Origin of the sequence: Pseudomonas spartinae (assembly GCF_965197125.1) — a bacterium.
GTDB classification, from domain to species: domain Bacteria; phylum Pseudomonadota; class Gammaproteobacteria; order Pseudomonadales; family Pseudomonadaceae; genus Aquipseudomonas; species Aquipseudomonas composti_A.
The window spans coordinates 94,147-113,435 of sequence record NZ_CBDAMB010000008.1 but is presented as its reverse complement, the minus strand read 5'-3'; the positions used below and the strand labels follow the sequence as shown (position 1 = coordinate 113,435).

Below are 19,289 nucleotides of genomic sequence, written 5' to 3'. Positions count from 1 at the left end.
GACTGCCTGGGCAGTCACGGCGTTTTTCTGCCTGATGTGGCTAACCTGCCTTGCACTTGGCCGCCGCCGCCTCAGGCTTGAGGTTGCGCACGCTGGTGAAGAACAGCTCGCAGGTTTGCACTTTTTCCGTCACCTGCCATTTCGTCGTACAGGCATTGAGTGTCTGCGCCGGATCAGCGGTCGGCTGCTGGCCCATGCCGGCCTGCCAGCAGGCGGCGCTCAGGTCCTGCCCCATCACCTTGAGCCCGGCCGCATTGGCGGCATCTTCGCTGCCGTGATTGTTGGCCGGGTCGGCGGCGTACCAGATGTAGCTGGGGTGATTGGCGCCGAGCACGGAGACCTGTCGCCCAGGCGCAGCATCGATTTGACCAAGGCCAAGCACGGGTAGGGTCACACCATATTGTTGCTGGATCCAGCTGCGCACCGGGCTGCCGAAGGCGACCATGGGCAGGCTGGCATTGGCTGGGCCGGCACTGAGTTCGCTGACCATCTGCCGTTGATACGTGTTGAAGTAGCCGTACACGCCTTCCAGTGTGCTGCCGGCACTGGCTGGAGCGGCGATGGGGGCGATATCGACGATGGTCTGGTAGCCAGGGGTATGCTCAGGCCTGATGCCGTTGTAGCTGAGCAGTGCGGCCCAGCGATCAGTAGTGCTCGAACGCAGGTAGTCCTGGGCCTGGGTCAGCGAGTAGTCCGGTGGGAAGTGCAGCAGCTCGACGCTCTTGCGGTTGTCCAGAGCCATGCCCAGGGGCAGGAAGAAGTACCAGTTGTATTGCCATTTGCCGTCACGATTCAGCTGGCTGGCGCCCTGATAGGCGAGATCGCCTGCATCGAGCAATTGCAGCAGCGGCTGGCCGTAGTCCGCAGGCGTGCCTGCGAAGTGCGCACGTATGCGTTCCCCCTCGCGAGTGACCTGTACGCGGGCCTCTGGGTAGCCGTCGCGAGTCAGGCTTTGCTGTAGGTAGTGTTCGACCGTCTGCTCCAGGGTCCAGTCGCGATAGCAGATCACGCTGCAGTTGTTCGGGTAGGCGAACAGGCGGCTGACGCGCTGGCTGTCACCCAGATCCAGACCTTCCCCTTGCAGCCCGCCGGGTTGATTGGCGCAGCCTGCCAGCAAGCTGGCCAGGATAAGAGCGATACCACTTTTCTTGTGCATGGCTTTCTCCTTGTTGAGTGTCCTCCGGGACGCTTCAACTCAAGCAGAAAACAGCGTTAGCGCCAGTCAGTTGCTCAGGAAGGAGGCACAGCACTTCTTGAATTTCTGTCCGCCCTGGCAGGGGCAAGGGTCGTTGCGACCGGCCTTGAGCGGGACTGTCGGATCGAGGAAGAACCAGCGTCCGTCCACCTGAACGAAAGCGGAGCATTCGCGGTGGCAATGCTCACCCTGCTCGTCATGCCAGCGAGCGACGAACGTGACCTGGGCGTGCTCCGGCTTGCCACCGAACACTTCGCTGCCCTCGACCTGCAGACCGAGCCAGGTGCTCTGGGCGCTCCAGGCCGCCATTGCGTCACGGTCGAGTGCCTGTTGCTGGGCGGGAAGGGTGGTGGCGATCAGATAATCCACCAGGCCCAGTACATAAGCGGTATAACGGGAGCGCATCAGCAACTCGGCACTGGGTGCAGGGGTGCCGGCGTGATAGTGACCGCAGCACTGGCTCAGCGGCTTGCCAGTTCCACAGGGGCAGTTGGGATCGACAGGGTTCATCGCTCTACCACCAGTATTTCCCGAAGTTTTGTGGATTAGCCCAGAATTTTGCGTTTAACCAGTCGGGAACTTGCTTGTAATCAAGCAGATCATAGGTGAACAGATGCAGGGTCTGTCCCTCGCGCTGGAACTGTTCACTGGCTTGCAGGGCCAGGGCGAAAAAGTCGGTTTCCTGCCAATCACATGCCTTCAGGTCGACCAGTACCGCGACCCGGCTGGCGTTGAGATTGCGGATACCACCCAGTAGTTGCAGTCCGTCGCGTTTGGGTAAGTGCTCCAGGCAGTCGACCAGAATTGCCAGGTCGAATCGCTGTGCGGCCAGTTCGGACGCCAGGGGAGCAGCAGGTGCGGTGGTGACCTGACACTGCGGGTGGGCGCCGTGAAAGGCGCTGACTGCGGGTAGTTCGCTGGCCCCGAGTAATAGCAGTTTCTCGGGGGTATAGCGGGCAAGCAGTGCCGCAATGGCCTGCTGTGGAGTACGGGTGCTAAGGCTGGCGGTCATCGAACTTCCTCGAAAAGTCTGCAAAGACTAACGTGGTGTCGGTATCAGGCCTAGAGTGAGAGAAAATTATCCGCAGAAGCTGCTATAGCTGGCGGATTGTACAACTCCTGTCTTTACTACTATTGAGTCGGTTATGGGCCGATGAACATTGGAGACCTAAAGTATGAGTATCACAAGGAACGCAGTACCCCTGATTCTGGCTAGTACCCTGCTGACCGGCTGTGCCGGCCTGCAGAAAACCGACTGGCCCACCTGTGCCGCTGTAGGTGGCGTGGGTGGTGCTGCGCTCGGGGCAATCGAAAGCTCCACCTGGGCGGGTGGCGGCGCGGTGGTAGGTGCTGGTATGGCCGCCGCCTACTGCTGGGTACATGGTGCCGAGGCGCAGCAGGTTGCCGTCGTTGAAGAAGAGGTCATGGTCGAAGAGGTTATGGAGCCGGTCGAAGCCGTACGCGTCGAACTGGATGTCAAGTTCGACTTCGACAAGGCCCAGGTCAAGCAGGAAAGCTACGGCGACATCAAAGCCCTGGCCGACTTCATGAAACAGTACCCACAGACCAGTACCGTGGTTGAAGGCCACACTGACTCCGTGGGCAGCGATGCCTATAACCAGGGCCTGTCCGAGCGCCGCGCCACTGCCGTTCGCGACGTTCTGGTCAACCAGTACGGCGTCGAATCCGGTCGTGTGCAGGCTGTAGGCTACGGCGAGAGCCGTCCGGTCGCTGACAACGCCACTGCCGAAGGTCGTGCCATCAACCGTCGCGTGGAGGCCGAGGTTGAAGCCCAGCCGTAAGGCGCATTGCTAGCTGCTCAAGGCGTTACCTGCAAAGGCCCGGCCGATTTCCATCGGTCGGGCCTTTGCTTGTGTGGAGTCCTGCCGCCGTCTTTACTTCTGTGATACCGGCAACATGCCGGTATCACAGGAGACACCGCCATGAGAATCGAGCTTTCGAGGGTTTTACCCTTTCTCCTGGTCAGCAGTGTTCTTACCGGTTGTGCCACGACTTCCAGTACGGGAGACGCGCCGCTCAACCAGGGGAACTGGCCCCTGTGCAGTGCGGTTGGAGCCCTGGCCGGTGGCGGCCTCGGAGCAATCGAGAGTTCTACCTGGGCTGCAGGCGGCGCCGTCGCTGGCGCTGTGCTGGGCACCATCATCTGTTACGCGCAGGACGGCGATGAGGACAACGACGGTGTGTTCGATCGTCGTGACCGCTGTCCGGGTACACCCGCGGGCACTGCTGTCGGGCATAACGGCTGTCCGTTGCCGCAGTACCCCGCCAGTGCGACTGCCGAACCCGCTATGCAGCCTGCTCAGGATGAGGTCATCGTTCTCAGCGATCTGGGAAATGTGTTGTTCGCCTTCGACTCTGCCGAGTTGACCAGCGAGGCGCAGCGTCTGCTCGCCGATGTCGGCACGCGACTGACCGGCGCCAATCTGGTCTCGGTCAGGGTCGTCGGGCATACCGACAGCGTGGGCTCCGATGCCTACAACCAGGCGCTATCCGAGCGTCGGGCCCGCAGTGTCGCTGACTTCCTGGTCACTCGAGGCGTGCCTGCCGGCAAACTCAGTACCGAAGGACGTGGCGAGAGCCAGCCGGTAGCGGACAACGCCTCGGATGTTGGACGTGCAGAGAATCGCCGTGTGGAGTTGCACGTTTCCCGCTGATAGTGCGCCATGCTCCCGGCGTGTTCCGCCGGGAGCATTGGGCGGCAGCCGGGAGGCACAGGGCCATGAAAAACACCCGCCGCTCTGGTGGTCCGCGTTGCGAGCGGTTAACGTGCAGCGCTATTAGAAAGTAGCTGCACGAGAGGGCGGGGATGAAAGCGATGTTGAGTGTGGGCAAGGCACTGGCCTTGGCCTTCTGGCTGGTGTTCGGGGCGGCGCTGGCCAAGCGCGTCGGCGCTCCGTTCGAACACCTGATCTACCTGCTGGCCGGTTTTCTTGCGCTGCTGCATGGCGCGCAACTGTGGCTGTTCTCCGGTCTTCTGTCAGGGCGTCGCAGCCCCAGGCTGGATCGTGCGCAGGTGCTGCTGTTCGGTATTTTTCATCTGTACCCGCTCAAGGCTGAGCAACCGAGCGACGCCGATGCTGTGGCCGTGAACGAGGGGGCTGCTCATGCGTAGCCTCGCGTTGGTGCTCTGTCTGTTTGCCGGCACGTCGATGGCCGCGACGCAGATCAAGGTGGCGCCCAATACCCTGATGCGCTTGCCCGTCGCCAGCAGCAGTCTGCAGCTTGAGCGTCTGGAAGTGGCGGACCAGGCCACCCTGATGGTTCCGGCAAGCGTGACCGAATTGCGTATCGGTGAACTGCTGATGGGCCGTGACGCGCGCATCGGTGTGGCGCCGGGTGAACAGCCACTGCGGCTCGTCATTGAGGATGCCGATATCGGTGCAGGCGCCTGGATCAGTGCCAAGGGCGCGGCCGGGACTTATACGCGGCCGGCTACCCCGGGGCGCGAGATCAACCTCAAGCTGCACAAGCTGACGTTCGAGTCATTGACGGTGGATGTGCGAGGGGGACAAGGCAGACCAGGGTATGCCGGCCTGGATGGCGCGCACGGCCGACCGGGCGGTTGCGCCTGGGGGCAGGCCAGTGCTGGCTACGATGGTCAGGATGGCACCGATGGCCATGCCGGCGCTGCTGGCGGCAAGGTGACGCTCGAGGTGCCGCACTATGTCGAGGTCGAGCGCATGCAGGTGTTGCTCGACGGCGGCGCCGGTGGTGCTGCAGGTTCGGCGGGCCGCCCCGGCCGTGGTGGCGCCGCCAAGGGCTGTTTGGTCTATGGGGTCGAGGGTGCGGCAGATGGCAAGCCTGGTCAGCCCGGGCGAGAAGGCGCCGCAGGTCAAAGTGGCTCAGTGCAGGTGTTTCGTTTCTAACCCGCTGCAGCCCTCGCTCGCTCATGGCCGGCGAGGGCTGCGTGGTCGATCAGAATGACGGGCGCATGGCCACCAGCGTCATCAGCGCCAGGCCGATCAGCAGGTTGCTGCCTACGACCCTGCGAATGCGCCCCAGCACTTCGCCGCCTGCCGGCCAGTTCTCGCTCTCCACGGCACGCCGCAGTTCCGGCAGTTGCAGGGCCTGAACACGCAGGAACAGCGCGAGCATGACCAGGTACAAGCCCATCATGATGTGCACATAGCGCGGCGCCGCATCGAAGCCGCTGTAACTCATGTGCAGCATGCCCATGCCGGTCACCGGCAAGACCAGCACGGCCAGCCAGACCCAGACGAAGAAACGCTTGAATACGCTCAGCCACAGGCGCAGCCGCGCGGGAGGCTCCAGGGTCTCGACCGCCGCAGGGCGCAGGATCATCCAGGCGAAGAACATGCCACCGACCCAGATCACGGCGGCCAGCAGGTGTAGTGCGTAGAGCGGGGCGTAGGGCGTCACGGGGAATCTCCATTGGTCCGTTTGGCAGCTAATTTCATTCGATTGGCACACGGGTCAGCGCCAGATCGGCGGGCGCGTTATGATAGCCGCCGCTCCGCGAATACTGAAAATTTATCCAGCCTTTTTCGTTTCAGAATCCATGCTCAGTACCGAACTCAAGTCCCAGATTCAGGGCGCCTATTCGCGCTTCCTCGAGGCCAAGTCGCTCAAGCCCCGCTATGGTCAGCGCCTGATGATCGCCGAGATCGCCAAGGTGCTCGGCACCATCAGGAGCGACGACGAGGGCAAGCGCCTGGGCGACCCGGCCGTGGTGGCGGTGGAGGCGGGGACGGGTACCGGCAAGACGGTGGCCTACAGCCTGGCCACCATTCCCACCGCCAAGGCGGCGGGTAAGCGCCTGGTGATCGCCACCGCCACCGTGGCGCTGCAAGAGCAGATCGTGCACAAGGATCTGCCCGACCTGCTGCGCAACAGCGGCCTGAATTTCAGTTTCGCCCTGGCCAAGGGGCGCGGGCGTTACCTGTGCCTGTCCAAACTCGATCACCTGCTGCAGGACGGCGCCGCGCAGAGCGCCACCGCGCAATTGTTCGAGGAAGAAGGATTTCGCATCGACGTCGACGAGCAGGGCCAGAAACTGTTCACCGCGATGATCGAGAAGCTCGCCGGCAACAAATGGGACGGTGACCGTGACAGTTGGCCCGAAGAGCTGGAAGACAGCCGCTGGGCGCAGTTGACCACCGACCACAGCCAGTGCACCAACCGCCATTGTCCGAATTTCCAGCAATGCGCTTTTTACAAGGCGCGCGAGGGCATGGGCAAGGTCGACGTGATCGTCACCAACCACGATATGGTGCTGGCGGATCTTGCACTCGGCGGCGGGGCGGTACTGCCCGACCCGCGCGAAACCATCTACGTCTTCGACGAAGGCCATCACCTTCCGGACAAGGCCATCGGTCACTTCGCCCACTTCACCCGCCTGCGTTCCACGGCCGACTGGCTGACCCAGATCGACAAGAACCTGACCAAACTGCTGGCGCAGAACCCCTTGCCGGGCGATCTCGGCCGCCTGATCGAGCAGGTGCCGGAGCTGACGCGCGAGCTGAAGACCCAGCAGCAGTTCATGTTCGCTGCCTGCGAGCAGGTCGCCGACTTCAAGGCCGGCGAGGATATGGAAGGTCGTGAGCGTCCGCGTCACCGCTTCGTTGGCGGCGTGGTGCCGGAGCATCTGACCGAGCTCGGGCTGGAGTTGAAGAAGGGCTTCTCCAAGCTCAATGACCTGTTCACTGGCGTCACCGAGTTGCTCAAGGAGGCCATGGACGGCGAGGGTGCTGTGGGCATTGCCAGTCACCAGGCCGAGGAATGGTATCCGTTGTTCGGCAGCCTGATGGCGCGCGCCAAGGGCAACTGGGAACTGTGGCTGGCGTTCACCGCCGAAGACCCGGAGGAAAGCCCGCCGATGGCGCGCTGGCTGACCCTGGCCGAGAGCGGTGCGCTGTTCGACATTGAGGTCAACGCCAGCCCGATCCTGGCGGCCGAGACCTTGCGTCGCAACCTGTGGAACGTCGCTCACGGCTGCCTGGTGACTTCCGCGACGCTCACTGCGCTGGGCACCTTCGACCGTTACCGCATGCGCGCCGGCCTGCCCAAGGTGGCGGTGACTGCCGTCGTGCCGAGCCCCTTCCATCATGCCGACGCCGGCGTGCTGCGCGTGCCGGATCTGAAGGCTGACCCGCGTGAGGCGGCCGTGCATACCGCCGCCATCGTGCGTGAATTGCCGGCGCTGGTTGCCGGTAGCCGGGGCACCCTGGTGCTGTTTTCCTCACGCAAGCAGATGCAGGACGTGTTCGACGGGCTGGAGCGCGACTGGCGCAAGCGCGTGTTCATCCAGGGCAACCTGTCCAAGCAGGAAACCCTCAACAAGCACAAGGCGCGCGTCGACTCGGGCGAGGAGAGCGTATTGTTCGGCCTGGCCAGCTTCGCCGAAGGCGTCGACCTGCCTGGCGCCTATTGCGAGCATGTGGTGATCGCCAAGATTCCCTTTGCCGTACCGGACGACCCGGTGGAAGCGGCGCTGGCTGAATGGATCGAAGCGCGCGGCGGTAACCCGTTCATGGAGATCGCCGTGCCGGACGCCTCCTTGCGTCTGGTACAGGCCTGCGGTCGCCTGCTGCGCACCGAGGCGGACCGCGGCACCATCACCTTGCTCGACCGGCGCGTGGTCACCCAGCGCTACGGCAAGGCGATTCTCAATGCTCTGCCGCCGTTTCGCCGGCAGATCGACTGAGACTTACTCGCCGCCCTTGTTGCGTCGCTCCAGCTCATCGCCCAAGCGGCCCAGCACAGGCCGGATACCGGCGCGATGAGCGGCGCGGGCGATGGCGTGAGCCGCCAGCGGGGCGCTGGCCAGCAGAATCAGCAGGCCGACAAAGGCTTCCAGCGCCAGTTCGCCGCTGCTGGCCAGGGCCACTGCGCCGAGTAGCAGGACCGCGCCGAGAACGCCGGCCTTGCTCGCCGCATGCATGCGGCTGTAGCTATCGGGCAGGCGCAGCACGCCAATGGCGCCGAGCAGGGAAATCAGCGCGCCGCTGAGCACCAGCAACGAGGCCAGCCAGGCTTGCACTTCGTTCATGGGCGATCCTCGCGTTTCTCCGGCATCCGGCTGTGGGCTTCATCGAACAGGAAGGCAAAGGCAGCGGTGCCGAGAAACGACACCAGCGCCAGCAGCACGGCAACGTCGAGGAACAGCGCCTCGCCGCGTATCAGGCAGAGCAAGGCCATGGCGGCGACCGCCAGCAGGGTAAGGGCGTCGATGGCGACCGCGCGATCCGGACGGCTTGGCCCGCGTAACAGGCGATACAGCGTGATCAGGCCGCTCAAAGCGAGCAGGGTGGCAGCCAGGGGCAATACCCAGGCAGCGCCAGCCAGGTGCAGGGTCATGGCGTTACTCCTTCGGCTTTGCCGGCATCGAGCCAGGCCAGCTGGCGGCGTTCCAGCTCGACCAGGGTGTCGGTCACGTCCTCGCGGCGTCGTGCATCGAGGGCGTGGATATAGAGCAGTCCTTGCGCCTGGTCATAGTCCAGCGCCAGGGTGCCGGGGGTCAGGGTCAGCAACGTGCCGAGCAGGGTCACCTTGTCCATCTCGCGGCGGGCCACCGGGTAAGCCAGTATCGCTGGCTCCACGTCGACCCGACGTGCCAGCACCAACCTGGCGACCTGGTAGGTGGCGAGAAACACCTGGGCGATGAACCACAGGCCAAAGCTGATGCCATGCTCCAGGCTGCGTGAATAACGGCGCAGGCGCGCAACTGCCAGTCCGAGCGCGCGGGCCAACAGGTAGAGCAGGGCGAAGGCCAGCAGGCCACCGCCCAGATGCCCGGCGCCGAGGCTCCAGGCCAGGGCTGCACTGGTCAGCAGATGGATGAGAAACGACATCAGGCACCTCCTGCGCCAGCGAAGGGTTGCAGATAGGCCTGTGGATCGGTGAGCTGCGCTGCGGCAGCCACGGCGTAGTCGATCAGCGGGCCGGCGCCGAGGCCGATCAGTACGGTCAGCAGCGCCAGTGCGCCCATGCCCAGCCAGGCCGCGCGCATGCCGCCAAGCGGTTGCAGCGCCTCTTCACCCTGTGGGTGCGGCTTGAGGAATGCCTCGTTCCAGATCTTGTTCATCGACAGCAGGGTGAACACGCCGGTCAGCAGCGCGATGCCGGCTGCCCACCAGGCCGCAGCGTCCAAACTGGCCTTGACCAGCAGGAACTTGGCCCAGAAGCCGGACAGCGGCGGAATGCCGGCCAGCGACAGCGCCGGAATGGCGAACAGCAGCGCCAGCCAGGGCATGCGCTTATACAGTCCGCCCATGTCGGCCAGACGTTCGGAGCCGCAGATGCGCGCTGCCACGCCGCCGATGAAGAACAGGTTGGCTTTCACCACGATGTGGTGAATCAGGTAGAACACCGCTCCGGCCAGCGCCAGCGGTGTGGCCAGGGCCAGGCCGAGGATCATGTAGCCGACCTGGCTGACGATATGGAACGACAGGATGCGCCGTACCTCGGTCTGTGCCGCCGCGCCAAGTACCCCCACCAGCATGGTGGCGCAGGCGACCCACAGCAGCAGTTGATGGGGCAGGCCATGTTCAGGCCAGAGCAGGGTCACCAGGCGGACCAGCGCGTACACCCCGACCTTGGTCAAGAGCCCTGCGAACATCGCTGACACCGCCGTCAGGGCGACGTGATAGGTGGCCGGCAGCCAGCCGAACACCGGGAACAGCGCGGCCTTGATGGCGAACGACAGCAGCATCAGCAGCAGCGCCGGTGTCACTCCGGGCGCTGCCTCGCCGCTGCGCATGATCACCGCCAGCTCGCCCATGTTCAGTGTGCCGCTGGCGCCGTAGACCAGGCCGGCGGCGAACAGGAAGATCAGCGTGGCGAACAGGTTCAGGGCCACGTAGGTCATGCTGCCGGCCAGCCGGCGGCTGCCACCGCCGAGCGCCATCAGGGCGAAGGAGGCGATCAGCAGCACTTCGAACCAGACGTAGAGGTTGAAGATGTCGGCGGTGATAAAGGCGCCGCAGATACCGGTCAGCAGACCCTGGATGAACAGGTGGAAGTCGCGGCCGACCTTGGTGTCGTTGTCCTTGGCGACGCCATAGAGCAAGGTGACCAGCGCCACCAGGGCGCTGATGGCGATCATCACCGCCGAAAGTCGGTCGATCACCAGGCTGATGCCGAACGGCGCCTGCCAGCCGCCGACCTGCCCGCTGAGCACCACGCCCTGAGCGGCCTGCCAGACCAGCGCCAGGCCCACTGCCAGCAGCACGGCGGTACCGCTCAGGCTGAGCACGCGCACGGCCAGCAGGTGACGGCGCAGGATGATCGCCAGCAGCAGGCTGCACAGGGGCACGAGGATCGGTGCGACGAGTAACGCGTGGTTCATCGGCGAGCCTCCGTGGTGTTGGCGTCGCCTTCATGCTCGCTGTCGTGCCAGTCCGGCGCCGGTTGCTCGGTGATCGAGCTGAGCGAGTCGGTGGTCTTGTCGCCATGCAGTTCGCGGGTGCGCTTGAGCAGCGCCAGGGCGAAGATGAACAGGCTGAAGCCGATGACGATCGCCGTCAGCACCAGCGCCTGCGGCAGTGGGTTGGCCGTGCTGGCCGTATTGCCGGCCTCGACGAAGGCCGGGCGTTCACCGAAGAAGCGCCCGGCGGTGAGTACTCCCAGGTTGATCGCATTGCCCAGTACCACGACACCCAGCACGACGCGCTTGAGGTTGCGATCCAGAAGCATCCACAGGCCCAGGCCTGCCAGGCATCCAGTGGTGATTGCGGCTAGCCATTCCATCAGTGGCGAACTCCCGTCAGCTTGTCGATCATGTGCAGCGCGGAGCCGAACACGGTGAGGAACACGCCGATATCGAAGAGCAGGGGCGTGCCCAGCGGCAGCCCGCCAGGAAAGGTCCAGAGACCGCTGAGAAAGGCACCACCGGCGAGCAGGCCGAGGATGCCGGCGCCCGCCGCGCAGCCCAGACCGATGCCGATCAGTTGCGCGGGCGCTACCGGTAGCACGCGGCGAATCTGCCCATGGCCATAGGTCAGCACCAGCAGGATCAGGCCGCAGGCGGCCACCAGTCCGCCGATGAAGCCGCCGCCCGGCAGGTTGTGGCCACGCCAGAGCAGCAACAGCGAGGCGGCCAGCATCAGCCAGGCCAGCGGGCGCAGGCCCTGGCGCAACAGGCCTGAGGTGAAGGCATCTTCACCACCGTGTTCACTGCCGACGCGCCGGCCGCTGCCCAACAGGCTGGCTGCGGCCAGGGCGGAGAGTGCGACCACGAGGATTTCACCGAGGGTATCGAAGGCACGGAAGTCCACCAGGATGACGTTGACCACGTTGTGTCCGTGGCCACCCGGCAGGCTGTTGGCCTGATACCACTGGGCGATATCGCCCGGCAGCGGCAGGCTGACCGCCGCTAGCAGAGCTCCCGTCACGCAGAGGCCAAAGAGGATTGCCACGCCGGCATGCAGGCGGCGCTTCCAGGGGGTGCGTGCACCGCTGGCCGGAACCCTGGGCATCTTGCGAAACACCAGGGCGAGGAAGATCAGGCTGAGGGTTTCCACCATCAATTGAGTCATTGCCACGTCCGGTGCATTGACCGAGACGAACACCAGTGCCAGGCCCAGGCCGCAGGCGCCCAGCGCCGCCAGCAAGGTCAGGCGGCCGGGCAGGAAGGCGGCCGCCACGCCACCGGCCAGGGCCAGTAGGCAGCCGGCCAGGCCCAGCAGCGAAATGGGGCTGTAGCTGCCCTGTAGCAGTTGCGGCAGCACCGGTAGCAGGCCGACGGCGAGCAGGCCACCGACTGCCAGTGCCAGCAGCACCAGATGCTGGCGCAACGAACCGTGCTGGAAGCTTGCGGCGAGCAGACCAGCGAAGTGAAAGACACGCTTGAGCAGACGATCCCAGATCAGGTCACCACTGACGTTCCAGGCCGCATTGGCGCGATCGAGCAGGTGCCTGACTCGCTCACGCATCAGGTAGAACAACACCCCCAGCGACAGGGTCAGCAGGCTGGCCAGCAGCGCCGGCGTGATGCCGCCCCAGAGATAAAGGTTCACATCCACCGGGCCGCGTGCCACGGCTTGCACAGCATTGTTCACCAGCCAGGTTTCCGGCCAGGCATTCCAGGCGCCGAGCAGGAAGCCGCCGACGGCCAGCAGCATTGGCCCCAGCCACATCGGCAGGCCGACCTCATGCGGCGTGCGCGGGTAGTCGCCGCGCTTGCCGAGGAAGGTCTGCACGAACACCAGTCCGGCGGCGGCGAACAGCAGGGCATTGGTGAGGATCATCACCAGCGTCACCGCCCAACCGATATGCCCCATCTCGATCAGGCCGGTGTACTTGAACTCCTTGGCGATGAAACCGAAGAACGGGGGCAGGCCCGCGTTGGAAAGTGCTGCCAGAGCCACGGCGGCGCCGGTCAGCGGCATGAAGCGGATCAGCCCACCAAGGCGCGCCAGTTCACGGGTGCCGGTGGCGTGGTCGATAGCACCGACGGCCATGAACAGCGAGCCCTTGTACAGCGAGTGCGCCACCAGGTAGAGCACGAACGCTTGCAGGCCGTAGCTGGTGTTGGTGCCGATCAGCATGGTCAGCTGGCCCAGGACGGTGACCGTGGTGTAGGCCAGCAGGCGTTTGAGGTCGGTCTGACGGAAGGCGAGGAATGCGCCAAGCACTGCAGTCGCTGCGCCGAAGGTGATCAACAGCGTTCCCCAGCCGACCGAGCCGCCGAGCACCGGGTTGAGGCGGGCCAGCAGGTAGATGCCGGCCTTGACCATGGTCGCCGAGTGCAGATAGGCCGACACCGGCGTCGGTGCGTTCATCGCGTTGGGCAGCCACAGGTGGAAGGGCACCTGCGCCGACTTGGTAAAGCAGCCCAGTAGCACTAGTGCGATGATTGCAGGCAGCAGTACGTGACCTTCTATCTGCTCGGCACTGAGATCGGAAAACTGCCAGTTGCCGGTGGCGCCACCGAGCAGGATCAGACCGGCCAGCAGCGCCAGGCCGCCACCGCCAGTGATCAGCAATGCCTGCAGGGCGGCGCGACGAGACACGGCTTTCTCGTGCTGAAAGCTGATCAGCAAGAACGAGGCGATGCTGGTCAGTTCCCAGAACACGAACATCGCCACCAGGTCGTCGGCCAGCACCAGGCCGAGCATCGCCAGCATGAACACCAGCAAGTAAGCGTGGAAGCGACCGAGGTGGACATGGCTGGACAGGTAGCTGCCGGCATACAGCACGATGAGGCTGCCGATACCGCTGATCAGCAGTGCGAACAGCAACGAGAGACCGTCCAGGCGCAAGCTCAGGTTGATACCCAGCGCAGGAATCCAGCTTACGCTTTGCATGAGCGCATCGCCGCCGGCGATCAGCGGAACCTGCAGCACGAACCAGATGAAGGCTGCCAGTGGTGCCAGCATCAGCAGCCAGCCCGTGCGTGCACCCAACAGACGCGTCAGGCCGGGTGCCATGATGGCGGCCAGGGCGATCAGGGACAGTAGGTAAAGCACTCGTTTCTCCTGTGCCGAGCATCGGATCCAGGGCTGCCGATAGACCTTGTGCTCAGCTACAGCTGGCGTATGCCAGGCTGAAGCGGGATGCATGGCGTATTGGTCATATCAGGCCGCACTTTTTCCAGCATAGAAAAAACCAATCGAAGACCGCTATTTTATGAAGTTTCAGAACATTGCATGATAGGCGGCTGCCAGCATGGGGCAGCATTCGGTCACGCAGCGAAACGGGAGAACAACGTGCAGATTCAGGGCTATTTCGACTTGCGCTTCGAGGCGGTAAGAGACGCGTTCGCTGCATTGTTCGACGATACGCAGGAGCGCGGCGCGGCCCTGTGCGTCAAGGTCGGTGGTGAGACTGTGGTCGACCTGTGGGCCGGGGTGATGGACAAGGACGGCCAGCAAGCCTGGCACAGCGACACCATCGCCAATCTGTTCTCCTGCACCAAGCCCTTCGCTGCTGTCGTGGCTTTGCAGCTGGTGGGCGAGGGCAAGCTCGATCTGGATGCGCCGGTGGCGCGCTACTGGCCCGAGTTCGCCGCGGCCGGCAAGGAGCGCATCAGCGTACGCCACCTGCTCTGTCATCAGGCCGGCTTGCCGGCGCTGCGTCAGGCGCTTCCCGCCGAGGCGCTGTACGACTGGCAGGCCATGACCGATGCGCTGGCAGCCGAAGAGCCCTGGTGGGCGCTGGGCGAAGGCCACGGCTATGCGCCCATTACCTATGGCTGGCTGATCGGCGAGCTGATTCGCCGCATCGAGGGGCGCGGCCCCGGTGACAGCATCGCGGCACGCATCGCCAACCCCCTGGACCTGGATTTCCATGTTGGCCTGGCCGATAGCGAATTCGACCGCGTTGCCCATATCGCGCGCGGCAAGGGCAATCTCGGCGATGCCGCCGCGCAGCGCCTGCTCAAGGTGATGATGAGCGACGCCAGTGCCATGAGCACGCGCTCGTTCACCAACCCGCCGTCGATCATGACCAGCACCAACAAGCCACAGTGGCGGCGCATGCAGCAACCGGCGGCCAACGGGCACGGCAATGCACGGAGCCTGGCGGGCTTTTACGCCGGCCTGCTCGATGGCAGCTTGCTCGATGCCGAGCTGCTCGGCGAAATGACGCGTGAGCACAGCGTGGGTGATGACAAGACCTTGCTGACCCGCACGCGTTTCGGCCTGGGTTGCATGCTCGATCAATCCGATGTGGCCAACGCCACCTACGGCATGGGCGCCAAAGCCTTCGGTCATCCCGGTGCCGGTGGTTCCAGTGGTTTCGCCGACCCGGAGCGCGACCTGGCTTTCGGCTTCGTTACCAACAATCTAGGACCGTTCGTCTTGATGGACCCTCGCGCGCAGAAACTTGCGCGCCAGATTGCGGACTGTACCTGATTGAAACGGCTAAACTCGCGCCAGCCGTTCGGTATCAACGATAACGAACCGACCATTAGATCTGTGTGACCCCGGGGGCTACATGCGTGCCAACAAGATTTTTGCCTTTACCTGCTGTCTGCTGATTGCGGGCTGTGCCGGCTCGGAAAAGAAGGAGGTCAAGCCGGCTGTCATGCCAGCGCCCGAGGTGACCCGCGCCTGGCTCGACGAGTACGAGCCGAAGCTGCGTGAAGCCGTCAAGGGTAGCCATTTCGAGCTCGAGCGCCGCGAGAATCTGCTGGTCGTGACTGCGCCGGTGCAGGGCTCCTTCAATCCGGATCGCCCGCAGATGCTGCTGCCGGTGAGCCTGGGCCCGATCAGTCGTGTGGCCAAACTGCTGGAAACCGATCAGGACATCGCCGTGGTCGTGCTCGGCCATGCCGACTCTAGCGGTGACGATGCGAAAAACCGCGAACTGAGTCAGCAGCGCGCACGCGCCGTGACCTCGATTTTCCGTCTCAGCGGCCTCAAGCAGAACCGCCTGCAGGTCATGGGCCTTGGCTCCGACGCCCCCCGTGCCGCCAACGACAGCGCTGCTGGTCGTGCCCTCAACCGCCGCGTTGAAATTCTCCTGACCTCGCGTGACACCATGCAGGGGCTGATCGCCAAGTACAGTCAGCCGGCCAAGGCGCAGCTCAAGGATGCGCCCAAGGTAGCTGCCGTAGATCAAGGAAAACAGGGCAAGTCGGAGTAAGCTTGGCAGCATCTCCACTCTGTTGAGGGAGCCTCCAAAAACCAGGCGAGACAATCGGCACAGTTGGTTTTTTGGAGGTTCCCAGAGGAACTGCCATGACCCAGACCCTGGCCGATATGCGCCGCGACTACACCCGCGACGGCCTGAGCGAGACTCAGGCCCCGCTGGAACCCTTTGCCCTGTTTCGTCAGTGGTTCGATGATGCGGTCAAGACCGAGCAACTGCCGGTCGAGCCCAATGCCATGACCCTGGCGACCGTCGATGAGCAGGGCCGCCCGCACTGCCGTGTACTGTTGCTCAAGGGCCTCGATGAGCGCGGTTTCACCTTCTTCAGCAATTACGACAGCGCCAAGGGGCGTCAGATGGCGGCCCGTCCCTTTGCTGCCATGACATTCTTCTGGCCCAGCCTGGAGCGCCAGGTGCGCATCGAAGGTCGCATCGAGCGCGTGACTGCTGGCGAGTCCGACGGTTACTACCAGGTGCGTCCCCTGGGCAGCCGGATCGGCGCCTGGGCTTCGCCGCAGAGCAAGGTGATTCGCGATCGCGCCGAGCTCGAAGGCCTGCTGGCCGAGACCGAGAAACGCTTTCTCAATCAGGCGCCGCACTGCCCGCCGCACTGGGGCGGTTATCGCCTGCTGCCGGATCGCGTCGAGTTCTGGCAAGGGCGCCCGAGTCGTCTGCATGACCGCCTCAACTATCGTCTGCAGGGCGAGGCCTGGCTTCGCGAGCGCCTCGCGCCCTGAACAGGCACTGCGGCGCGGGATCGTGAAGCGCCGCTGATCTGCCTACAATGGCGGCCTCACCCGCGAGGCCGTTCCCGATGCTCGAACTCGACTCCACGTTGGCGCAGCATATCGTCGACCGCGCCATGGCCATCCTGCCGCACAACATCAATGTGATGGATGCGCAGGGCATGATCATCGGCAGCGGCGACCGCAGTCGCCTGCATACTCGTCATGAAGGCGCCCAGTTGGTGCTGGCCAATCGTCGCGTGGTGGAGATCGATGCTCAGGCTGCGGCCTGCCTGCGTGGCGTCAAACCCGGAGTGAATCTGCCGTTGCTGCATGCCGAGCGCCTGATCGGCGTGCTCGGTATCACCGGTGATCCCGAGACCGTGCGTCCCTATGCCGAGTTGGTGCGCATGGCCGCCGAGATGCTGGTCGAGCACCGCGTGTTGCAGGCCGAGCGGCACTGGCAGCGGCATCAGCAAGAGGCCTGGTTGCGCCAACTGCTCGATGCGCAGCTGCGCCTGTCCAGTCTCGAGGTCGATGCCGAACGCCTGGGCCTGCAGCTCACCTGGCCGCGGCAGATCTGCCTGCTGCAACTGGACGGGGAGGGCGATCCGTTGCCGCGCCAGGCCCGTCTGCTGGCGGCGCTGGGGGGCAAGAGCGAGCACCTGGTGGCGCCGCTCGGGCGTCACGAACTGCTCTGGTGCAGGCCTTACAGCGCCGCGCGTGATGATCGGACCTGGCTGCAGCAGGCCGACGAGCGTGAGTGGGGCGTGCGCTCATTGGCGCTCAGCGACCCGCTGCATGATCTTGCCGAGTTGCGCCAGGCCAGCCTGGTGCTGCGTGATCTGCAGGCCTATGGCCAGGCGCGTTTTCCCGAGCGGCGTCTGCTGCGCCTGGATGAGCTGCGCTTGCCAACCCTGCTCTATGCCCAGCGCCACAGTTGGCTGCTGCAGGGCTGGCTGGCACCGCTGCGCCATGTGCTGGCGCAGGACCCGCAAGGCACGTTGCGTGCGACGCTGGAGGCCTGGTGCGCCCATGACGGCCAGGTGCAGGCCTGCGCTCAGCAGCTGGGCATTCATCGCAATACCCTGCGCTATCGCCTGGAGCGCATCGCCGAACTCAGCGGCCTGGACCTCAACCGTCTGGACCAGCGCCTGCAGCTATCCTTGGGCCTGGGCTTGCTCGAGCCCGACGAGGTGTCGCCGCGCGATCGGTAGGGCGTACCTGGTAGAGCCAGCGGGCTCTTCGGCTTTGTGCGGCTGCACAGCCGGCCGGGTTGGGGGCGTTCGTTTTTGGTGCTGCCGCACAGGGTGAGGCACGGCAGGCTGGGCCACAATGTGCTGCCTGTCGGCATTCCCATCCGGGCCTCGCGCCCGCCATAACAACAATGAGGAGACTGGTCATGGGCCTGGTCCTGATCCTGGTGGCACTGATTGCATTCATCGTGCTGTCCACTACCCGTTTGAAATTGCACCCCTTCCTGGCATTGCTGGCCGCTGCACTGATTGCCGGCTTCGCCTATCAACTGCCCAGCGGCGAAATCATCAAGACCATGACGGCCGGCTTCGGCGGCATTCTCGGTTACATCGGTATCGTCATCGTTCTCGGCACCATCATCGGCGTCATCCTCGAACGCAGTGGCGCCGCCATTACCATGGCCGAAACCGTCATTCGACTGCTGGGGCAACGTTTCCCCACCCTGACCATGTCGATCATCGGCTATCTGGTATCGATTCCGGTGTTCTGCGATTCCGGTTACGTCATCCTCAACTCGCTGAAAAACGCCCTGGCCGCGCGCATGAAGGTTTCCGTGGTGGCCATGAGCGTGGCGCTGGCGACCGGCCTGTATGCCACCCATACCTTCGTCCCGCCGACTCCGGGGCCGATCGCCGCAGCCGGTAATCTGGGGCTGGAAACTTCCCTGGGCCTGGTGATTCTGGTTGGCCTGCTGGTGGCAGCGGTCACCGCCGTGGCCGGCATGCTCTGGGCCAATCGCTTCCTCAAGCAGAACGACCAGCAGTTGCTGGAGGAGGCGCCAAGCGAACTGCTGGCCGATGACGTCGACTTCGATGCACTGCGTGCCCGCTACGGCAAACTGCCCAGCGCCTGGCAGGCGTTTTCGCCGATCTTCGTGCCTATCATCCTGATCTGCCTGGGTTCGGTCGCGGCGTTCCCGAGCAAGCCTTTCGGCACTGGGGCTTTCTTCGATGTGCTGAGTTTCCTCGGCCAGCCGGTCGCCGCTCTGCTGGTAGGCCTGGTCCTGGCGTGCTCGCTGCTCAAGGGTGAGGGCAAGTGTCAGCAGTTCCATGATCATGTGGCTCATGGCCTGAAAGAGGCCGCGCCGATCCTGCTGATCACCGGTGCTGGTGGCGCCTTCGGGGCCATCCTCAAGGCCACCGCACTGACCGGCTACCTGGGCGACACCCTGTCTGTGCTGGGGATTGGCCTGTTCATGCCGTTCCTGGTCGCTGCAGCGCTGAAGAGCGCTCAGGGTTCCTCTACCGTCGCGCTGGTCACCACCTCGGCCATGGTCGCGCCACTGCTGGGCAACCTGGGGCTCGACAGCGAGATGGGCCGCGTACTGACGGTAATGGCCATTGGGGCAGGGGCGATGACCGTGTCCCACGCCAACGACAGCTTCTTCTGGGTCGTGACCCAGTTCAGCCGGATGAAAGTCTCCACTGCGTACCGCGCCCAGACCATGGCGACCCTGATCCAGGGCGTTGCCGGTATGGCCACTGTGTGGCTGCTTAGCCTGGTTTTGCTGTAATCCCGCTTTAGCGGCAGGCGACTGC

At 64.4% G+C, this 19,289-nt stretch carries 19 protein-coding genes and 1 pseudogene; 10 read left to right on the top strand and 10 right to left on the bottom strand.

The window, feature by feature from the left end; translation table 11 throughout:
* Nucleotides 1-40: 40 nt before the first annotated feature.
* From ACN8M7_RS17745 to ACN8M7_RS17735, 3 genes are all read right to left on the bottom strand, one after another.
* Entirely contained in the window at nucleotides 41-1,156 is a 1,116-nt protein-coding gene (locus tag ACN8M7_RS17745) for a hypothetical protein (RefSeq protein WP_490261635.1), read from the bottom strand.
* A 66-nt stretch (nucleotides 1,157-1,222) separates the two neighbouring features.
* Nucleotides 1,223-1,705, bottom strand: coding sequence for a YchJ family protein (locus ACN8M7_RS17740; protein WP_490261634.1), 483 nt, complete (start codon nucleotides 1,703-1,705; stop codon nucleotides 1,223-1,225).
* Nucleotides 1,706-1,709: 4 nt separating this feature from the next.
* The gene (locus tag ACN8M7_RS17735) at nucleotides 1,710-2,207 is read right to left on the bottom strand and encodes a DUF6231 family protein (RefSeq protein ID WP_061243001.1); all 498 of its coding nucleotides are present in this window, start codon (nucleotides 2,205-2,207) and stop codon (nucleotides 1,710-1,712) included.
* Between the two features lie 439 nt (nucleotides 2,208-2,646).
* On the opposite strand from ACN8M7_RS17735, the pseudogene ACN8M7_RS17730 reads away from it, so the two are divergent.
* The 4 genes and pseudogenes from ACN8M7_RS17730 to ACN8M7_RS17715 all read left to right on the top strand — a co-directional run.
* Nucleotides 2,647-2,997 (top strand): annotated as a pseudogene (locus ACN8M7_RS17730) (OmpA family protein); the annotation flags it as partial.
* A gap of 141 nt (nucleotides 2,998-3,138) precedes the next feature.
* Complete coding sequence (locus ACN8M7_RS17725) at nucleotides 3,139-3,870, top strand: PA1041 family peptidoglycan-binding anchor lipoprotein (protein ID WP_490261633.1); 732 nt, start codon at nucleotides 3,139-3,141, stop codon at nucleotides 3,868-3,870.
* A gap of 152 nt (nucleotides 3,871-4,022) precedes the next feature.
* Entirely contained in the window at nucleotides 4,023-4,328 is a 306-nt protein-coding gene (locus tag ACN8M7_RS17720) for a DUF1145 domain-containing protein (RefSeq protein WP_490261632.1), read from the top strand.
* Complete coding sequence (locus ACN8M7_RS17715) at nucleotides 4,321-5,082, top strand: collagen-like protein (RefSeq protein WP_490261631.1); 762 nt, start codon at nucleotides 4,321-4,323, stop codon at nucleotides 5,080-5,082. Before ACN8M7_RS17720 ends, ACN8M7_RS17715 begins: the two co-directional genes overlap by 8 nt.
* 49 nt (nucleotides 5,083-5,131) lie before the next feature.
* On the opposite strand, the gene ACN8M7_RS17710 is transcribed toward ACN8M7_RS17715, so the two are convergent.
* The gene (locus tag ACN8M7_RS17710; protein ID WP_061243018.1) at nucleotides 5,132-5,596 is read right to left on the bottom strand and encodes a CopD family protein; all 465 of its coding nucleotides are present in this window, start codon (nucleotides 5,594-5,596) and stop codon (nucleotides 5,132-5,134) included.
* A gap of 139 nt (nucleotides 5,597-5,735) precedes the next feature.
* On the opposite strand from ACN8M7_RS17710, the gene dinG reads away from it, so the two are divergent.
* Entirely contained in the window at nucleotides 5,736-7,880 is a 2,145-nt protein-coding gene (gene dinG / locus ACN8M7_RS17705; RefSeq protein WP_061243021.1) for an ATP-dependent DNA helicase DinG, read from the top strand.
* 3 nt (nucleotides 7,881-7,883) lie between these two features.
* Here dinG and mnhG read toward each other — a convergent pair whose 3' ends face one another.
* Genes mnhG through mbhE form a run of 6 tightly spaced genes read right to left on the bottom strand, consistent with a single transcriptional unit; the run spans nucleotide 7,884 to nucleotide 13,644 of the window.
* Nucleotides 7,884-8,225 carry a monovalent cation/H(+) antiporter subunit G gene (mnhG, locus tag ACN8M7_RS17700; RefSeq protein WP_490261630.1) on the bottom strand — a complete coding sequence of 114 codons (342 nt, stop codon included), beginning with the start codon at nucleotides 8,223-8,225 and terminating at the stop codon, nucleotides 7,884-7,886.
* The gene (locus ACN8M7_RS17695; RefSeq protein ID WP_490261629.1) at nucleotides 8,222-8,533 is read right to left on the bottom strand and encodes a monovalent cation/H+ antiporter complex subunit F; all 312 of its coding nucleotides are present in this window, start codon (nucleotides 8,531-8,533) and stop codon (nucleotides 8,222-8,224) included. The genes mnhG and ACN8M7_RS17695 overlap by 4 nt, the downstream gene beginning before the upstream one ends.
* Nucleotides 8,530-9,027: a Na+/H+ antiporter subunit E gene (locus ACN8M7_RS17690; RefSeq protein WP_490261628.1), complete on the bottom strand. Its 498-nt coding sequence runs from the start codon at nucleotides 9,025-9,027 to the stop codon at nucleotides 8,530-8,532. Before ACN8M7_RS17690 ends, ACN8M7_RS17695 begins: the two co-directional genes overlap by 4 nt.
* Nucleotides 9,027-10,523, bottom strand: a complete 1,497-nt coding sequence (locus ACN8M7_RS17685) for a proton-conducting transporter transmembrane domain-containing protein (protein ID WP_490261627.1) — start codon at nucleotides 10,521-10,523, stop codon at nucleotides 9,027-9,029. Before ACN8M7_RS17685 ends, ACN8M7_RS17690 begins: the two co-directional genes overlap by 1 nt.
* The gene (locus tag ACN8M7_RS17680; RefSeq protein WP_061243036.1) at nucleotides 10,520-10,924 is read right to left on the bottom strand and encodes a sodium:proton antiporter; all 405 of its coding nucleotides are present in this window, start codon (nucleotides 10,922-10,924) and stop codon (nucleotides 10,520-10,522) included. Before ACN8M7_RS17680 ends, ACN8M7_RS17685 begins: the two co-directional genes overlap by 4 nt.
* Complete coding sequence (mbhE, locus tag ACN8M7_RS17675) at nucleotides 10,924-13,644, bottom strand: hydrogen gas-evolving membrane-bound hydrogenase subunit E (protein ID WP_490261626.1); 2,721 nt, start codon at nucleotides 13,642-13,644, stop codon at nucleotides 10,924-10,926. The genes ACN8M7_RS17680 and mbhE overlap by 1 nt, the downstream gene beginning before the upstream one ends.
* 240 nt (nucleotides 13,645-13,884) lie before the next feature.
* Between mbhE and ACN8M7_RS17670 the strand changes: the two genes are divergently transcribed.
* The 5 genes from ACN8M7_RS17670 (at nucleotide 13,885) to ACN8M7_RS17650 (ending at nucleotide 19,264) form a co-directional block, all read left to right on the top strand.
* Nucleotides 13,885-15,030: a serine hydrolase domain-containing protein gene (locus ACN8M7_RS17670; RefSeq protein ID WP_490261625.1), complete on the top strand. Its 1,146-nt coding sequence runs from the start codon at nucleotides 13,885-13,887 to the stop codon at nucleotides 15,028-15,030.
* Between the two features lie 82 nt (nucleotides 15,031-15,112).
* Nucleotides 15,113-15,763: an OmpA family protein gene (locus tag ACN8M7_RS17665; protein ID WP_061243045.1), complete on the top strand. Its 651-nt coding sequence runs from the start codon at nucleotides 15,113-15,115 to the stop codon at nucleotides 15,761-15,763.
* Nucleotides 15,764-15,858: 95 nt separating this feature from the next.
* Nucleotides 15,859-16,506, top strand: a complete 648-nt coding sequence (gene pdxH / locus ACN8M7_RS17660) for a pyridoxamine 5'-phosphate oxidase (protein WP_061243048.1) — start codon at nucleotides 15,859-15,861, stop codon at nucleotides 16,504-16,506.
* A 77-nt stretch (nucleotides 16,507-16,583) separates the two neighbouring features.
* A complete protein-coding gene (locus tag ACN8M7_RS17655) occupies nucleotides 16,584-17,711 on the top strand; it encodes a sugar diacid recognition domain-containing protein (protein ID WP_490261624.1) in 1,128 nt (375 codons plus the stop codon).
* Nucleotides 17,712-17,896: 185 nt separating this feature from the next.
* Complete coding sequence (locus ACN8M7_RS17650) at nucleotides 17,897-19,264, top strand: GntP family permease (protein WP_490261623.1); 1,368 nt, start codon at nucleotides 17,897-17,899, stop codon at nucleotides 19,262-19,264.
* Nucleotides 19,265-19,289: the final 25 nt, after the last annotated feature.

Excerpts from the sequence above, each read along its gene's own strand:
- ACN8M7_RS17690 (WP_490261628.1), bottom strand. The coding sequence starts at position 9,027 with ATGTCGTTTCTCATCCATCTGCTGACCAGTGCAGCCCTGGCCTGGAGC.
- dinG (WP_061243021.1), top strand. The coding sequence starts at position 5,736 with ATGCTCAGTACCGAACTCAAGTCCCAGATTCAGGGCGCCTATTCGCGC.
- ACN8M7_RS17655 (WP_490261624.1), top strand. The coding sequence starts at position 16,584 with ATGCTCGAACTCGACTCCACGTTGGCGCAGCATATCGTCGACCGCGCC.
- ACN8M7_RS17680 (WP_061243036.1), bottom strand. The coding sequence starts at position 10,924 with ATGGAATGGCTAGCCGCAATCACCACTGGATGCCTGGCAGGCCTGGGC.
- ACN8M7_RS17685 (WP_490261627.1), bottom strand. The coding sequence starts at position 10,523 with ATGAACCACGCGTTACTCGTCGCACCGATCCTCGTGCCCCTGTGCAGC.
- ACN8M7_RS17695 (WP_490261629.1), bottom strand. The coding sequence starts at position 8,533 with ATGACCCTGCACCTGGCTGGCGCTGCCTGGGTATTGCCCCTGGCTGCC.
- ACN8M7_RS17665 (WP_061243045.1), top strand. The coding sequence starts at position 15,113 with ATGCGTGCCAACAAGATTTTTGCCTTTACCTGCTGTCTGCTGATTGCG.
- ACN8M7_RS17745 (WP_490261635.1), bottom strand. The coding sequence starts at position 1,156 with ATGCACAAGAAAAGTGGTATCGCTCTTATCCTGGCCAGCTTGCTGGCA.
- ACN8M7_RS17650 (WP_490261623.1), top strand. The coding sequence starts at position 17,897 with ATGGGCCTGGTCCTGATCCTGGTGGCACTGATTGCATTCATCGTGCTG.
- ACN8M7_RS17740 (WP_490261634.1), bottom strand. The coding sequence starts at position 1,705 with ATGAACCCTGTCGATCCCAACTGCCCCTGTGGAACTGGCAAGCCGCTG.
- mnhG (WP_490261630.1), bottom strand. The coding sequence starts at position 8,225 with ATGAACGAAGTGCAAGCCTGGCTGGCCTCGTTGCTGGTGCTCAGCGGC.
- pdxH (WP_061243048.1), top strand. The coding sequence starts at position 15,859 with ATGACCCAGACCCTGGCCGATATGCGCCGCGACTACACCCGCGACGGC.
- ACN8M7_RS17725 (WP_490261633.1), top strand. The coding sequence starts at position 3,139 with ATGAGAATCGAGCTTTCGAGGGTTTTACCCTTTCTCCTGGTCAGCAGT.
- ACN8M7_RS17715 (WP_490261631.1), top strand. The coding sequence starts at position 4,321 with ATGCGTAGCCTCGCGTTGGTGCTCTGTCTGTTTGCCGGCACGTCGATG.
- ACN8M7_RS17720 (WP_490261632.1), top strand. The coding sequence starts at position 4,023 with ATGAAAGCGATGTTGAGTGTGGGCAAGGCACTGGCCTTGGCCTTCTGG.
- ACN8M7_RS17735 (WP_061243001.1), bottom strand. The coding sequence starts at position 2,207 with ATGACCGCCAGCCTTAGCACCCGTACTCCACAGCAGGCCATTGCGGCA.